The sequence below is a fragment of the Leptospira soteropolitanensis genome, from assembly GCF_026151655.1.
Taxonomy (GTDB): domain Bacteria; phylum Spirochaetota; class Leptospiria; order Leptospirales; family Leptospiraceae; genus Leptospira_A; species Leptospira_A soteropolitanensis.
Genome location: NZ_JAMQPN010000002.1, coordinates 176566 through 191592, shown reverse-complemented (window position 1 = coordinate 191592; position 15027 = coordinate 176566). Strand labels below are relative to the sequence as shown.

Below are 15027 nucleotides of genomic sequence, written 5' to 3'. Positions count from 1 at the left end.
AATTATGATTGGTTCTTTAGTAGTTGACGTCCCCAATCTCTGACGTTACCTGCTCCTAGACAAAGTAACAAATCTCCCTTTTGTAATTTGTCTTTGATTACCAAAAGGTCTAAATCCATTTCTCCTTTTAAATATTCTGTATTCTTAGGATCAAGGAATGGGATAAATGATTCATGGTTTATCCCTGCGATCGGAGATTCACCGGCAGAATAGATGGGAAGCATCAGTAAACTGTCCGCAAGTGTAAGAGATTCAGCAAGTTCTCTTAGTAATAATTGAGTGCGCGTGTACCTATGGGGCTGAAAAAGAACAATCAGTCGCCCTTTCGATTTTAACTTATTTTTTAGGGACCGAATGACCATAGAAATTTCTGTTGGATGGTGCCCATAGTCATCCATTACGGTCACTCCATTCCAATGACCTAAAATTTCTTGCCTTCGTTTCACGCCGATATAACGAGAGAGGATCTCAGATGAAATTTTTGGAGAAACACCTGAAACATAAGAGCCCACTAAAGCAACAAGACCATTGGTTAAATAATGAACTCCGGGATAAGGTAAATGTAAGTTTAGGTTTTTAGTTTCCAAAAATGAAAAAGTTAGATGGTCATCTTTGATTTGATAGATTACAGGGATGAGATGATTTCCTAGTTTCGTTTCAAGATTTCGATACCAATCTGATTTTGTATCTTCCGCCTCTAAACAGAGAAAAAGCCGAAATTGGGGTGATGGAATGATTGCCTTAGTTTTATTTAGAAGAACGTCTCGTATGCCTTGGTCTTTCGCATATAATACAACATCACCTGGCGTTCCAAAGGAAATATATTCTAAAAATGCATCTTCTAATTTTTCTCTGGTTTTATAGTAGTCTAGATGGTCATTGTCAATATTTGTTAATAATCGGATAGAAGCTTTGTGTTTTAAAAAGGTACCGTCTGATTCATCGGATTCGTAAACGGCGAAATTCCCACTCCCGATTTTTCCGCCTCTTTTTTCCAAAAGACTAGTGTCTCCACCAATCATTATCGTTGGATCCATTCCAACTTCTGAGAGAATTTGAGAGACCATTGTTGTGGTTGAAGTTTTTCCATGACTGCCAGCAACGGAAATTGATTTCTGGTTCGAAACAAGAAGATGCATAAATTCCGATCTGTGTTTAAGTGGAATGTTCTTTTTCTTAATATCCTCAAACACTTGTTTGTGTTTGTCATTAATTGCGGAGCTATAAACAACCATCTCTATCCCCTCTAAGGCAATGAGAGATATATCATTCTGAATTAAAGCGCCGCGTTTTTTTAGATATTCTGTTGTATCGGTATTTTTTTGATCGTAACCAAGAACAGGAAGTTTTAAGTCCAATGCCATATGAGCAAGGCTTGACATTCCACTTCCGCCAATTCCCAAAAATAAAATAGGACCTTTCATTGTATTTAATTTATAGATTTATTAGTTAAAAAAATAGGAAACGGTTTGGTATGCCGCATTCACATTGGATAATGCTAATGATTTATGACCCATGTCCTTAAGAATTTCAGAATGATCCTTCCATCTTAATAGAATTTGTACCAGTTTAGTTGGATCTTCTGATGTGGAATGAATAGTTTCAGCTGCTCCTTGTGATTCGATAAAATTAGCATTTTCTTTTTGGTGATTGTCTGCCGCATAAGGGTATGGAATAAGAATCATTGGTAGACCATAAACTAAACATTCCGCAAGAACGCCTGCCCCGGATCTAGCTACAACTAAATTAGCCCATTCATAATTAGGTTTCATATCATTTGCATAGGAAATAATTTCGGCATTACCCACAGACTTACGTTTTGTTTCTTCATAAAGCGAAGTTCCTGTTAACAACCGAAATCTATATTTATTAGCGATATCTGGATTCTCCATTGCTTTTAATATCATTTGATTGAGCTGTCTTGCTCCTTGAGATCCACCGAGTACAAGTACGTTTACTGTATTCTTTTTTCCTTCGTGCAAGTTTTCATTCTGTCTGATGTTCAAATGTTCTGGAATGACTCGTTTACGGATCGGATTTCCAATCGTTTTTCCAGCAATGGAATAACCTTCTGCTAAAGGAAAACTGAATGCAACTTTTTCAGCAAATCTTGAAAAGATACGAGTGATTTTTCCCGGAACACAATTTTGTTCACATAGGTATAATTTCTTCCGAAAAAGAACTGCATATAAAATGGAAGGAAGGCTAGAATATCCGCCCATTCCAATCACTGCTTGTATCTTTAGTTTTTTAAAAAGAAGAATGGATTTGATAAAAGGGACTAGGAATAAAAAAGGATAAACTAACGAGCGAAGACCACCTAACTGCGGAACATTGTGCCAAAGAACAGTACAAGGAGGATTGATTAAATCAGGGTTGTCTTTATTTCGGATCAGAGAGTGTAAATATACTGTTTCGAATCCAAAGGATGTTTTTTTTTCTGATAGAACTTCGGCAAGTGCCACGCCGGGAGATATATGTCCACCAGTACCACCGGCTGCGATTAGAACGGAACCACTCATAATACCAAATTCTCTTTACTCGTGATGTTGGCAAGAATTCCGAATAAGATAAAAATTGTTATGAGAGAGGATCCGCCGTAACTTAAAAAAGGTAAGGAAATTCCTGTTACCGGAACAATTCCCGTTACTACAAATAAATTTAATATCGTTTGGAATCCAAAAAGAATTAAAATCCCAGCTCCTAAAAAAAAGCCAAGTTTGTCTTTTAAACGTTGTAGGAGGAAATAAATTCTTACAAAAAGAAAAACAACAATAAGGAGAAATATAGAAAAACCCAGAATACCAAAGTCTTCTACAAAAGAAGCCATCACAAAATCTGTATGGCTATATGCCAAATAACGATGTGCATAACCCGAACCGACTGGGCGTCCGAAACTGCCGCCATCAAAAAAAGCTCTAAAACTTGTTACTAACTGGTGACCTTCATCAAATCGAAATTTATAAGGATCTAACCAAATTTCTAAACGTTTTTTCCTATATCCTACTTGGGTCACAAGGACAACGAGTAGAGGTAAAACTGAGGCCCCTAAAATAAAAAGTCGTTTCATCGGAAAACCAGCAAGAAGTACAAAGAAAAATAAAACCAAAAGTAGTTCAATCGTCGTACCAAACGCTGGTTCAATGACGATTAAAACCAAAGTGGAAAAAATGAGCCCAATAGAGACAATTTTTTTTCTATCCCACTTAACTTTTTTAAAATCAAAATTGTAAAAAAAATACGAAGAAAAAAGTAGAATGCTGATCTTAGAAAACTCGGAGGGTTGGATTTGAATTCCACCAATTTGAATCCAACGATTAAAACTCCTACCATAACTTGTTCCCACTGATTTTCCGAGTCCAGGAATAAAAACGGAAATTAGTAATAACAAACTAATCACAGAAAATAAAAAAGACCACCTAACTAAAAATTGATATGGAATTTGGCTAAATACCAAAAAACAAAAAATTCCGACCAAGCCCCATAACAACTGTTTGTTAAGATAGTAATTTGGATCGGTGAACTCTCTTTCTGCCGGGATGACAGAAGCACTGTACATAATAACAAGCCCCATTCCAAATAATAAAAACATTCCATAAAGTAATGGTCCGTCAAACCGCGAATTACCAAATCGAAACTGGTTTTGAACCTTTCGGAAGATTTCCATATGTATTTTTTAAGACAAATCTACTATTGGATTTTTAATGTTGATAATGTAATGATAGCTAAGATTATTCCAATAATCCAAAAGCGGATCACTACTTTCTCTTCAGACCAACCTGACAATTCAAAATGATGGTGGAGAGGAGCCATTTTAAAAATTCGTTTCCCAGTTAATTTGAAAGATCCGACTTGTAGAATCACACTAATGGCTTCTGCAACAAAGATACCACCAAGGATTACAAGGAGGATTTCTTTTTTTAACATAATGGCAACAAGTCCAAGAGTGGAGCCTAAAAACAAAGAGCCTGTATCTCCCATAAACACTTGTGCTGGATGGCAATTGAACCATAAAAATCCAAGGAGAGCCCCAGAAAGCCCCGCCAGAAAAACAGCGTATTCGTGAGACCCAGGAAGGTAAGGTATATGCAAATAATTGGCCGCAGATGGTGTTCCTGATACATAGGAGATGAGCGCAAAAGTAGCGGTTGCAATCACAACAGTTCCAGAAGCCAATCCATCGAGTCCATCGGTTAGATTTACAGCATGGGAACTACCGATGAGAACAAGAATCGCAAACGGAACGGCAAGGATTCCTAAATTCCACACAGGACCCTTAACAAATGGAAGAAACAAATCAGTAATGGTAAATACAATCCCTTTTGTCGCAACAGTATTTGATTTTCCAGTAAAATAAAAATAGAGGGTAGTGATCGATACAGCAAAGAAAATGGTAACAAGAAACTTTGTCCTTGCTCGCATCCCTCCTTTGATTTTTTTCACAGATTTCATATAATCATCTGTAAACCCAAGTCCTGCAAATAAAATGGCTGAAACAAGAAGTAACAAAACATTTAAATTAGAAAGATTTCCCCATAACAGAGTAGAGATGGTAAGTGAAAGAATCATAATCAGTCCTCCCATCGTTGGTGTTCCTGATTTTGCTGCATGAGACTGTGGACCGTCGTTACGGACAGATTCACGAAACTTCAAAGAAAGAAGAAACGAGATCAATGCTTTTCCAAAAAGAAAAGTGATAAACATAGAAGTAAGGCCCGCCATCATCGCACGGAGAGTTACATAACTAAAAACTCTAAGGAAACCATAATCGTTTCCGAACGATTCATAAATCCACTGGAACATTTTATTTCCCCTATCGACTAAAGTCCTAGATTCTGAAAAGCATTCTCTATCTCTTCAAAATCTACAAATTTTGTTTTTTCTTTTCCTATGATTTGGTACGTTTCATGGCCTTTGCCTGCGACTACTAAAATCCCATCACGTTCCAATAATCCGACCGCCCTTTGTATGGCTACCCTTCGGTCGGTTATTTTTTCATACCTTTGAAATCCTCGTGAAAAACCGGATTCAATTTCATCTAAAATGGCTTCTGATGATTCTGTTCTTGGATTGTCTGAGGTTAGAATGACAAGATCAGCTAAGTTTTCTGCAATCCTTGCCATTTGCGGTCGTTTGGTGCGGTCCCTGTCTCCTCCACAACCAAACAAACAGATAATTTGTTTGGGAACAATTTCCACACAACTCTTTAAGATATTCTCTAATGCATCGGGTGTATGAGCATAATCGACAACGGCAATCCTTGATTTATCGGGAAAAGGTACCACTTGAAAGCGACCGGGTACTGTAGGAATATTTTCTAAACAGGAAATGACTTCCTCCCAAGGAAAACCCAATTCGTAGGCAATGGCCAGTGCAAAGGATGTGTTAAAAACATTAAAGTTGCCGAGTAAATTAGTTTTGATACTTCTTACTTCAACAAAAGGGAGATTTTTTGCTTTTTTATGGAACCTGTATTCACTACCTAATAAAGAAAGTTTTGTATTGGTATAATTGAACTCCCCAGATTTCCCCAATATATAAATCGGCGATTTTAATTTTGCCTCGGCAATACGTTTTATCATTGTATTCCCGTAAGAAACATCACCGGCAACAAGGCCAAATTTATTTTTTACTGAGGACTGCTCCAAAAGTTGAAAGATTTTAAATTTACTTTCAAAGTAATCTTCCATACTCGGATGAAAATCTAAATGGTCTTGGGTCAGGTTTGTAAATCCTGCGCAAGTAATTTCAAGACCAGCCACTCTTCCCAATTTCAATCCATGACTGCTCATTTCCATAAATACATATTCAATTCCTTCCTCTAACATTTGTTTGAGTAAGAGGTTAAGTGAAGAAGCATCCGGAGTTGTATATCCCGATTCTAAAACTCGGTCCATGATTTGAATTTGAACTGTTCCTATGAGAGCAGCATTCTTCCCCACTTTTCTTGCTAGGTGAAAAAGGATAAAGGTTAACGAGGTTTTTCCGTTGGTTCCGGTTATTGCCACAAGTTTCATTTTTTTTGCGGGATTACCTGCAAGAAAACAGGCAATTTTTCCATGTGCTTCACCCACCGAATCTTCTGATTCCAAGATGGCAGAAAATAACTCCAAACCCTTTAATTTCAAATTCCGTTTGGAAACAAGGACGACCTTGGACCCAAGATCCACTGCCATTTTAAGAAAGAGTTCCTGATTTTCGTTTGTATCTTCAGGAAGAACAAAGATGTCATTTGGTTTTAGTTTTCGACTATCACCCCAAATATAATCCACTTCCAAAGAATTTTCGCCTTTGATTTGTTTTAGGTCGGGAATCCGTTTTAAAATTTCTGATAGTTTCATTCTTCTTCTCTAAGTCCCTTTTCGGGGATGGGCGGGAGCTCTATGGTGACGGTTCGATTGCCCAAGCTAATGGGCAAAAACTGGTAGGTTCTTCGGTAGAGAGTTTCAATTCGTTCTGCAGATGTGTAAGTGACGATACCGATTTTTAATTCATCATTTTTGCGTTTGAGTTCTTCTTTCGTGGCGGTTCTTTCGTGAATTTGTCTTGTGAGTCTTGCTTTTGTGAGTCCTTGCCAAACAATCGAATAAAAAAAAGCAAACAAAGGAAATAAAACTACCAAGGGTTTTAACGGTGAGAGAAAACCTAAAACCAATTCTGGCAAGTTTTTGATTTTTTCTTTCACCTTTCCCATCTCTTATTTAATATCGGATTTATCTTTTGGATCCCTCTTAATTTTGCAGACCTGGATGCCCTGTTTTCTCGTATTTCTGTGTCTGTTGGTAGAATGGGTTTTTTAGTTAAAATTTCAAAATGTTCGGTGGCCTTTAGGTCGCGGAAAGTCCATTTTACAATTCTATCTTCTAAGGAATGAAAGGAGATACAACTAAGAACTCCTCCAATTCTTAACAAATCTGCAAGAACTCTAATTCCCTTTTCTGCATGTATTAGTTCTTCGTTGACCTCAATTCGTAGTGCTTGGAAAATTCTTGTAGCTGGATGTGTTTCTTTAGGCCAAAACTTTCTTGGAATAGAAGCCTCAACCAGTTTGACTAAATCAGTATTAGTCTCAAATTTCTTTTTATGCCTCGCCTGCACTATGTTATTTGCAATTTTCAAGGCCCAACGTTCTTCCCCATAGTCCCAAAACACTTTTTTTAAATGCAGGACTGTACTATAGTTCACTACATCGGCAGCAGTTTTTCTCCCCACTTGTGGCTCTAGTCGCATATCCAAAGGTTCATCATTTTTAAAAGTAAACCCTCTGCCAGAATGTAGGAAGTGAAACAATGAAACACCTAAATCCACCAGAGCTCCATCAAGCCCAGGACAACCGACCGAATCCAAAATGTCCTGGTCCACTTCAGAAAAGTTCATTTGAAATGGGTGCACTCGATCAAGAGATCCAATCACTGAGACGATTTCTTTTTTTGCCCGTTCTAACATGACGGCATCACGATCGATAAGGATGAGCTTCGCCTTTGGAAAGGTTTGCAAAATGAGTTTGGAGTGTCCACCTTCCCCTGCAGTTCCATCAAGAAACCACAAGGGTTCCGTATTTTCTGTTTTTTGGAGTAATTCGATCACTTCTTTGGGAAGTACGGGGATATGAGGAGATTCTGACACTGTTACTTTCTTAATGTATACTTGTCAAAATCCTTGCAATCCTTTAATCCTTTGGGGAGATTGAAAGTACAAATGAGTTCCTATGAAGAACATTCGCTGCGAAAAAACCTGTTCAGCATAGGAAAATTGGGTTATGCCAAAGGGGATAGACCCAATGTAGACTGCATTCTCTGCGGGGTTCGAGACAAAAACGAAATTGTGCCAAACCTGACCATCGCAGAAACGGAACTTTCGATCGTTTCGGTGAATCTTTTTCCTTATAATCCGGGCCATATCATCATCTTTCCCAAACGTCATATCATCCATTACTTAGAACTCACTGAAGAAGAAGCATTAGACATCCACCGTTTGACACAGAAAACGATGAGAATCTTAGAGAAACAGTGGAAAGTCCAAGGATTCAATATTGGTTACAACCTAGGGAAAAATAGTGGAGGTTCTATTCCCCACATTCACGAACACATTGTGCCTAGATTTCCAAATGAAGCAGGCTTTTTAGATGTTCTTTCCAATACTAGAATTGTCATCTATGAACCTTACCAAATGTGGGATGATTTAAAAAAACTTTGGGCAAAAGAAGACTAAAATTCTTAGTCCTTCTTTTGGTAAATTGTGTGCCCTAAAAATTTAAAACTATCCGAAATTCCAAACATGGTTTCTGAGTGACCGAGGATTAGGTAACCTTTCGGTTTCAAACTGAGTTCAAAATTTTGAAACAGGGTTTTCTGTGTTGGTTTATCAAAATAAATAACTACGTTTCTACAAAAGATCAAATCCAATTTCTCAGAAATGGGAAAGGGAAAGTGTAAGAGATTGATTTGCCTAAAGTCAATGAGAGCTTTTAGGTGAGGTTTTGCTTCATAATAAACAATATCTTTCTCCACAGTTTTTATAAAATGTTTCGCCTTTAGAGCGTCAGAAACTGGTTCCAATCGTTCATCCCGATACACACCCTTTTTAGCAGTAGCAATGACTTGCGTATCGATGTCTGAGGCATAGATCTTACAATTCCAACCGGGTTTTGTTTGAAAGTAATCATATACAGTTATGGCAATCGAATACGGTTCCTCTCCCGTGGAAGAAGCGGAACACCAAATACGAAGGTTTTTTTGACCACCGTTTGCCGCTGCTTGCTCTAATGCGGGAAAGTATTGGTTTTTTAAAAATTCAAAGTGATGGTTTTCACGAAAAAAGTCAGTTTTGTTTGTTGTTATGCGATTAATGAGTTCTTGCATTTCATCGGTCGCAAACTTTGGATCCAATTTTAATTTAGCAACATAGTTTTCAAAACTAGTGATTCCTAAAGTACGGAGTCTCGCATTAAGTCTGGACTGGACCATGATTTTTTTATGCGGTGCTAAAAAAATACCCGCTTGTTTGTACACTAAATTTTTAATGAATTCAAATTCGGCATCGCCGATTGTGTTTAAAGATGTTCGAAAGTCCAATTTTCCCTCGTAAGTGATTCGACACTCTTTTCCCGTTCTGACAAGTTGTTTTTTAGAAGAGAATTTATATAATGAAAATAGGCATCGTAAAACACCTGAATGCCCGCCCCCTCACCCTTTATTTTGAACGAACTTCCGGATATACACCGGTTTATGAAAATCCTAGTGTTCTCATCGAACTTCTCAAACAAGGTGAGTTAGACTGTGCCCTTGTTTCTTCTGTAGAATGTGTGAGAAATCGTGAAAGTTTAGATTTTACAAAAATTGTGGGTGTATGTGCCAGAGATGTGGTTCGGTCGGTTCTATTTTTTCGGCATGAATCGGAATCAGGTCTACCTAAGGTGGTGTATACGGACAAGGGCTCTAGGTCGAGTGTCGCTCTTTTACAGTGTCTGCTTTATCGGGAGTTTGGGAAACTAGTAGAAGTCATTCCCACGCAAGCCGCAGAAATATCTCAAATGATGAACAAGGGAAAAGGATCTCATCTTTTGTTTGGGGATCATGCCTTATTACAAACGCCAGTTCCCGGTTACCAAGTGATCGATCTTGCCGAATGGTGGAACCAGTCCACTGGATTGTATTTCTGTTTTGCTTTTTGGGCCTTTCCTAAAGGTAAGGTTTGGGATGATCGTCTTTTTTTAACAGCTCTAGAATATGGCCTAAAGGAGTTAGATTCTATCATCAAGGAAGAAAAAAGACTTCCTATCGCCATTACTGACCGCTACCTCAAACAAGAATTACATTATATTCCAGAACAGAAAAATCTCGATGGTTTTGATTTGTTTATTAAAACTGCGAAAGAATTAAAACTCGTTTAGAAAAAACGAATTTTATATTCCCAAGTTTTAGATTCTGGATTCTCTAAAGTTTCGGGTAAAGGGATTTGGTAAGTCAAATTTCCAAGTCCGATAAAACCTCTGTTAGAACTACATTCGGAATCCTTGGGAAATAAAACTTTAAACTGAATTTTCCCCTCCTTTAATAGCCTAGAAGTTTCAGAAATAATTTTTTTCTCACCAACACTTGTCTCCAAAATGGCATTATCCGTTAAGTTAGGAAAATCTCGTTTTACGGTAAGTGACCTAGGTTTGGATTTGATAGAAAAAGTTCCAATCAATACGCCTTCTAAATGTATAGGATCCTCGAAATCGAGTTTGTAAGACACTTTTCCTTTGCGTTTGAAATACATATCGGTAGTTTCCGATTTTTCTAATTCTCTGAACGTAAAGTCTCTAACTTGCAGATTGTGATTCGATTTTTTTTTGACAGAGGAGATGATTTCTTCTTTAGAAGTTGGTAAAAATTTAATAAGCGAATCGTTTGAATCTTTTTTCAAAGGTACTGTATAGGAAATCTCCACAGTACCAGAACTTAATTTACGAAAGAGAATCGTCTCTTCGTATTCAAAACAACCTACAAAAAATAATATGAGTAATAAAGGAAAACGGAACACACCCTAGGCATCCCATACAGAAAGCCTAGGGTCAAGGACTATTTGGAAACGGGATAAGCTTCGTTTCCGTGTTCTAAAATATCCAAACCTAACAATTCTTCTTCCTCGGAAACCCGAAGTCCGATGGTTTTTTTGATGATATAGAAAGCAACAAAACTAGTTGGAAAAGCCCAAAGAAAGGCTGTCACTACACCAATCGCCTGTGCGGCAAATTGTGCAAATCCTGCACCAGAAAAAAGTCCTGTTTCCAAGCTAAAAAGACCCACAGCGAGTGTTCCCCAAGCTCCACAGACCCCGTGAACAGAAACGGCTCCGACTGGATCGTCAATTTTGATTTTGTCCAAAAAGAGAACCGAAACGATGACAAGCACTCCTGCAACGGCACCTATACAAACTGCCCCAGTGATACTTACCACGTCACAAGGAGCGGTAATGGCCACAAGACCTGCCAGTCCCCCGTTGAGCGTTAATCCAATTTCCGGTTTTTTAAATAACAACCAAGTTAGTATCATCGCTGCAATGGCCCCAGCGCATGCTGCCATATGAGTCACTACAGCAATCCTTGCAAAGCTCCCACCTTCTATAGAGGTCGTAGAACCGGGGTTAAATCCAAACCATCCAAACCAAAGGATAAAAACTCCTAGAGCTGCCATAGACATATTATGACCAAGGATAGGATACACTCTCCCATCAGTTTGGAATTTCCCCATCCTTGGACCGACAACGATCGCTCCAGCAAGACCTGCCCAAGCTCCAATACTATGAACCACTGTAGATCCAGCAAAATCATGAAAACCCACTCCTTCGCCAGCTCCAAGTCCCAGTGATTCTAAAAATCCAGTGGAAATTCCAAGAAGACTCCCCCAAGCAAAGGATCCAAAGATAGGATAAATAAAAGCAGTGATGATGATGGAGAAAACCAAATACGCAGAAAACTTAGTCCTCTCTGCCATTGCCCCAGAGACAATCGTGGCTGCGGTCGCAGCAAAAACAATCTGAAAGATAAAGAAAGTATATTTGGAAGGATCCATATTACCATCTTCTGTATTGATCAGACTTTCTGCAAAAGAAGGGACTCCTACACCAAATCCTGTTAGAACTTGGGGACCAAACATAATCGAAAAACCAATCACCCAATAGGCAATTGCCCCCACGGTTAAGTCAGAGAAGTTTTTCATAAGAATGTTTACTGCATTTTTTGCGCGTGTGAATCCGGCTTCCACGTAAGCAAACCCTGCTTGCATAAAAAATACAAGAAACGCTGCAATACAAGTCCAGACCCAGTTGGCTTCTTGTTTTGTGGTTTCTAGGGCAAGTTTTGTTTCAGCGAGAGAAGATTTGATACTGGCCATTTCTTTGGTTAGAGTTTCTAAACTCTCTGCATCTTTTGTCACTTCTTCGGCTCCAATTGCTGAACCCAAAAGAACGATTGTTAAACTAAAAAATATTCCAAACTTTTTCATAAACTTTCCTTAACCGACTTTTTGCGAATGAGATTCTAACCTTAAAAGTGAAGTTTTTAACTCTAAACTTTGAGGTGTATTTTTTACGCCTTGTTGCAACACTTTGATTGCTTTTGGTTTCGCATTTTCTTTCAAATAACATTGTGCAAGGAGTATACTTGCTTTGGCAAAACTATGATCACTCGATAAAGCCATCTTTAACGCTCGTTTTGCTTCTGAAATCATTCCAGCTTTATAGTAAGCACGTCCCATCATAAAATGGGAAGCTGCCGTATTGTCTCCTGAGGTTCTTAAATATTCCTCTAAATACCGAATGGCCTCGTTATATTTTCCATCCCTATAATACATTTTTCCTAAAAAGACAAGAATTTCTTTTAAAGAAGAATCGATACTGAAAGCTTTAAGTGCTTGCGCATAAGCTTCTTCCATTTTCATTTTGGAATTGGATTGTTTCGCCATTTGTATGTAATGCGAAGCTTCTGGAATTGAATCCCCACAATAGAGAAAGAGAAAACTCAAATCATCACCATTTGGAACATCTCCTTGGTATGCCCTAAAACGTTCCACAAAGGCACTAGCTAATTTTTTAAGATCAACCTTTCCCCTTCCTTCCATAACCAGACGTTCTCTTTCGTCCTGTAACCAAGTAAGGATTCTGTCTACTCCCACTTCATCTTTTAAATGGTTTCTTTGTTCACTAAATCCATCTGAGATTAAAAGTAAAAAATCTCCTGGTTCGAGTTTGCCTTGTTTTTCTTCATAATCAATTTTCCTTACAGGAAGAATTCCAAGTGGAACGCCTTTTGTATCATATTGAATGAAAGTATCATCTGACGCTTTATAGTGTAACATTCGTTGGTGGCCTGCATTCACATAACCAAACGTATAATCACTAAAAATCCGTACCATAAACGCAGTAAAATACGTAGATTCTGGAAGTTGTTCTCTTAGTTTTTCGCCCAGTTCTTCCATAATTTCCGTTAGCCCAAGACCTGCCATAACAGACCTACGGAACTGGTGGTGAATAGCCATCGTGACGAGGGCTGCAGGAATTCCATGTCCCGAAACATCAATGTTTATGGCAGTTAAGGAATGGCCTTGTCTAACAATATCAACAAGATCACCGCTCACTTCTGCCATTGGTTCATAATGGCTTGCAAAATAGATTCCGTTCCAAGCACTTAGGTCCTGAGGGAGAATTTGGCTTTGGACATTACGACCCATTTTTAAATCCCATTCTAATTGATTTAAAATGGCAGCCTCTCTCGCTCTTGCTGTTACAAGTCCTTCAATAAGCCTAACCCCATAAAGAGCTAGAGCCAACTGAGAAGTGAGGGCTTCTAAAATTTCCAAGTCGTCGACAATATAAAAATTTTCACGTTCACTTTCTACAGCAAGGGTTCCAAGGATTTCCTCTTTTTGCATGATAGGAACACACATCACTGATTTGGTGGTTTCCCCCTCATCAAAGTAATGCGCTGACCTAGAAAGATCGTTAACAAGAATCGGTTCTTTTGTTTCAAAAACAGTTCCCGAGTAACCTTCGCCCATTTTTAGATTTCTACGAGGGGGTTCTGTTTCTTTGACAAATTTGACGGGAACAAGATATTCCCCATCCCAGAGTCGGAGTGTTGTATTGTCCGACTCAAAAATTTCCTGACAGATCAGGATGACCTTGGAAAAGAGTTGGTCTTCTCTATCTAAATTAGCAAATTCTTTGGAAATGTAGAGAAGGATCGCAATTTTATCTTTATCTGTTAATCCTCCCACGACTTTGTTTTGTCCGCGGAAGTTGACGAGCATTCGTTTGGAAACTTTGAAATCAACCATATAGGATACCTTTCTGATTTAGATGCAAGTATCGTACCGACAGTGCATCTCGCCTAAAGAAGTCGGATTATCCTATATTTCTCTACATTATGTGTTTAAGTTCAGCAAAACCGATAAAAATCATTTATAGAAATCGTCCAATATGCCTAAACTTTAAGCAAATGGTGTTCTTCATTGAAACTGAATTTGGATTTGAAAGGCAGCTCTTGTCTCCGCACCGTCCCTTTCTGGAACACCAAGCCCTGACCTTTGTACGGACACTGAATATAAATACCCTTCCCCCAATTCTTTTGGAAAAATAGATCCTGCCATTCCCATAGAAACTGTATAAAAACCTCGCAGTGAATTTTCAGCACGAAACTCTCTGCCGAAACCTGAAATAAACTGGAATGATTCTATTTTGCCAATCGCTAAACCAATGTTACCTGCATACATCGTATGTATTGGATATTGAAATGAACTGTCCTTTCCATTCAATGAGATATGTGAATTTTCATAAAAAGTTCTATTCCCTTCCATTTGAAAATCGATCCATTCATTAATTCTGTAGCCTAAACCAACTAACAAACGCTCCGGTAATCTTTCCTTTAATTTTTCAGTTTTTAAATATTTGTCAAATCGGTAAGTTCCTGGTGATTCTAAAATCACGCCCAACCGAAAGTCTCCATATTGAAATGCAGCAGATGCTGATACATTCCAGGAGTAAGAGCTATAACCACCAATCCGACTTGACACTCCAGGCCCTAACTGCAAACCAAAAGATAGGTTTTCATTCCACTTCCAATTGATAAAACCTTGAAAGGCATAATTGGAAAAACGTTCGTCTGTCGGAAAGGATCTAAGGAAAATAGGTTTGCCACGAAATCCAAAACCTAGTGAATCTGAATAAGAATAATAGGCGGCTCCTGAGAGATACAAAGGAGATATTTTTGGATTCGCATAACTTCCGTTTATACCTCCGTCAATCAGGTGTTTGGATTGGTTCGTCAAAAATGCGGTATTTCCATATATACTTCCCAATGACTGGGAGGAGACCACTCCGCTGGATGAAAGACCTAACAAATAGGCGGAAGGGTACGCGGATTCGTATCCAGAAACCTGAGCAAGTAAACTCCCTCCAAAACTAGTGGAAAAGAATAGGGTCATGACAGGGAAATACCATTTTCTTTTGAAAATCATTTACTGCCATTACTGCAAAGATTTATTG

Annotated in this window: 14 protein-coding genes; 2 read left to right on the top strand and 12 right to left on the bottom strand. The window is 38.4% G+C overall.

The window, feature by feature from the left end:
* Positions 1-2 precede the first annotated feature (2 nt).
* The 7 genes from murC to rsmH are packed head-to-tail and all read right to left on the bottom strand — an operon-like array spanning position 3 to position 7626.
* On the bottom strand, positions 3-1424 hold the full coding sequence (gene murC, locus ND811_RS05600; protein WP_265351130.1) for a UDP-N-acetylmuramate--L-alanine ligase: 1422 nt from the start codon (positions 1422-1424) through the stop codon (positions 3-5).
* Positions 1425-1445: 21 nt separating this feature from the next.
* On the bottom strand, positions 1446-2522 hold the full coding sequence (locus ND811_RS05595; RefSeq protein ID WP_265351129.1) for a UDP-N-acetylglucosamine--N-acetylmuramyl-(pentapeptide) pyrophosphoryl-undecaprenol N-acetylglucosamine transferase: 1077 nt from the start codon (positions 2520-2522) through the stop codon (positions 1446-1448).
* Positions 2519-3667, bottom strand: coding sequence for an FtsW/RodA/SpoVE family cell cycle protein (locus ND811_RS05590; RefSeq protein ID WP_265351128.1), 1149 nt, complete (start codon positions 3665-3667; stop codon positions 2519-2521). The genes ND811_RS05595 and ND811_RS05590 overlap by 4 nt, the downstream gene beginning before the upstream one ends.
* Positions 3668-3690: 23 nt before the next feature.
* The gene (mraY, locus tag ND811_RS05585; RefSeq protein ID WP_265351127.1) at positions 3691-4803 is read right to left on the bottom strand and encodes a phospho-N-acetylmuramoyl-pentapeptide-transferase; all 1113 of its coding nucleotides are present in this window, start codon (positions 4801-4803) and stop codon (positions 3691-3693) included.
* 17 nt (positions 4804-4820) lie between these two features.
* Positions 4821-6341 carry a UDP-N-acetylmuramoyl-L-alanyl-D-glutamate--2,6-diaminopimelate ligase gene (locus ND811_RS05580; protein ID WP_265351126.1) on the bottom strand — a complete coding sequence of 507 codons (1521 nt, stop codon included), beginning with the start codon at positions 6339-6341 and terminating at the stop codon, positions 4821-4823.
* Positions 6338-6694, bottom strand: coding sequence for a hypothetical protein (locus ND811_RS05575; RefSeq protein WP_265351125.1), 357 nt, complete (start codon positions 6692-6694; stop codon positions 6338-6340). Before ND811_RS05575 ends, ND811_RS05580 begins: the two co-directional genes overlap by 4 nt.
* Entirely contained in the window at positions 6682-7626 is a 945-nt protein-coding gene (rsmH, locus tag ND811_RS05570; RefSeq protein WP_265351124.1) for a 16S rRNA (cytosine(1402)-N(4))-methyltransferase RsmH, read from the bottom strand. Before rsmH ends, ND811_RS05575 begins: the two co-directional genes overlap by 13 nt.
* 72 nt (positions 7627-7698) lie before the next feature.
* Between rsmH and ND811_RS05565 the strand changes: the two genes are divergently transcribed.
* Positions 7699-8211, top strand: a complete 513-nt coding sequence (locus ND811_RS05565; RefSeq protein WP_265351123.1) for an HIT family protein — start codon at positions 7699-7701, stop codon at positions 8209-8211.
* Positions 8212-8216: 5 nt separating this feature from the next.
* Here ND811_RS05565 and ND811_RS05560 read toward each other — a convergent pair whose 3' ends face one another.
* Entirely contained in the window at positions 8217-9074 is an 858-nt protein-coding gene (locus ND811_RS05560) for a CheR family methyltransferase (protein ID WP_265351122.1), read from the bottom strand.
* Between the two features lie 71 nt (positions 9075-9145).
* Between ND811_RS05560 and ND811_RS05555 the strand changes: the two genes are divergently transcribed.
* A complete protein-coding gene (locus ND811_RS05555; RefSeq protein WP_265351121.1) occupies positions 9146-9892 on the top strand; it encodes a menaquinone biosynthetic enzyme MqnA/MqnD family protein in 747 nt (248 codons plus the stop codon).
* Here ND811_RS05555 and ND811_RS05550 read toward each other — a convergent pair.
* The 4 genes from ND811_RS05550 to ND811_RS05535 all read right to left on the bottom strand — a co-directional run bounded on the left by ND811_RS05550 (position 9889) and on the right by ND811_RS05535 (position 14999).
* A complete protein-coding gene (locus ND811_RS05550) occupies positions 9889-10527 on the bottom strand; it encodes an LIC11874 family lipoprotein (RefSeq protein WP_265351120.1) in 639 nt (212 codons plus the stop codon). The genes ND811_RS05555 and ND811_RS05550 overlap by 4 nt on opposite strands.
* Before the next feature lie 38 nt (positions 10528-10565).
* Positions 10566-11990 carry an ammonium transporter gene (locus ND811_RS05545; RefSeq protein ID WP_265351119.1) on the bottom strand — a complete coding sequence of 475 codons (1425 nt, stop codon included), beginning with the start codon at positions 11988-11990 and terminating at the stop codon, positions 10566-10568.
* Between the two features lie 9 nt (positions 11991-11999).
* Entirely contained in the window at positions 12000-13820 is a 1821-nt protein-coding gene (locus ND811_RS05540; protein ID WP_265351118.1) for a SpoIIE family protein phosphatase, read from the bottom strand.
* 171 nt (positions 13821-13991) lie between these two features.
* On the bottom strand, positions 13992-14999 hold the full coding sequence (locus ND811_RS05535) for a hypothetical protein (RefSeq protein WP_265351117.1): 1008 nt from the start codon (positions 14997-14999) through the stop codon (positions 13992-13994).
* Between the last annotated feature and the right edge of the window lie 28 nt (positions 15000-15027).

Coding starts and splice junctions, on each gene's coding strand:
- murC (WP_265351130.1), bottom strand. CDS start 1,424: ATGAAAGGTCCTATTTTATTTTTGGGAATTGGCGGAAGTGGAATGTCA.
- ND811_RS05595 (WP_265351129.1), bottom strand. CDS start 2,522: ATGAGTGGTTCCGTTCTAATCGCAGCCGGTGGTACTGGTGGACATATA.
- ND811_RS05590 (WP_265351128.1), bottom strand. CDS start 3,667: ATGGAAATCTTCCGAAAGGTTCAAAACCAGTTTCGATTTGGTAATTCG.
- mraY (WP_265351127.1), bottom strand. CDS start 4,803: ATGTTCCAGTGGATTTATGAATCGTTCGGAAACGATTATGGTTTCCTT.
- ND811_RS05580 (WP_265351126.1), bottom strand. CDS start 6,341: ATGAAACTATCAGAAATTTTAAAACGGATTCCCGACCTAAAACAAATC.
- ND811_RS05575 (WP_265351125.1), bottom strand. CDS start 6,694: ATGGGAAAGGTGAAAGAAAAAATCAAAAACTTGCCAGAATTGGTTTTA.
- ND811_RS05565 (WP_265351123.1), top strand. CDS start 7,699: ATGAGTTCCTATGAAGAACATTCGCTGCGAAAAAACCTGTTCAGCATA.
- ND811_RS05555 (WP_265351121.1), top strand. CDS start 9,146: ATGAAAATAGGCATCGTAAAACACCTGAATGCCCGCCCCCTCACCCTT.
- ND811_RS05545 (WP_265351119.1), bottom strand. CDS start 11,990: ATGAAAAAGTTTGGAATATTTTTTAGTTTAACAATCGTTCTTTTGGGT.
- ND811_RS05540 (WP_265351118.1), bottom strand. CDS start 13,820: ATGGTTGATTTCAAAGTTTCCAAACGAATGCTCGTCAACTTCCGCGGA.
- ND811_RS05535 (WP_265351117.1), bottom strand. CDS start 14,999: ATGATTTTCAAAAGAAAATGGTATTTCCCTGTCATGACCCTATTCTTT.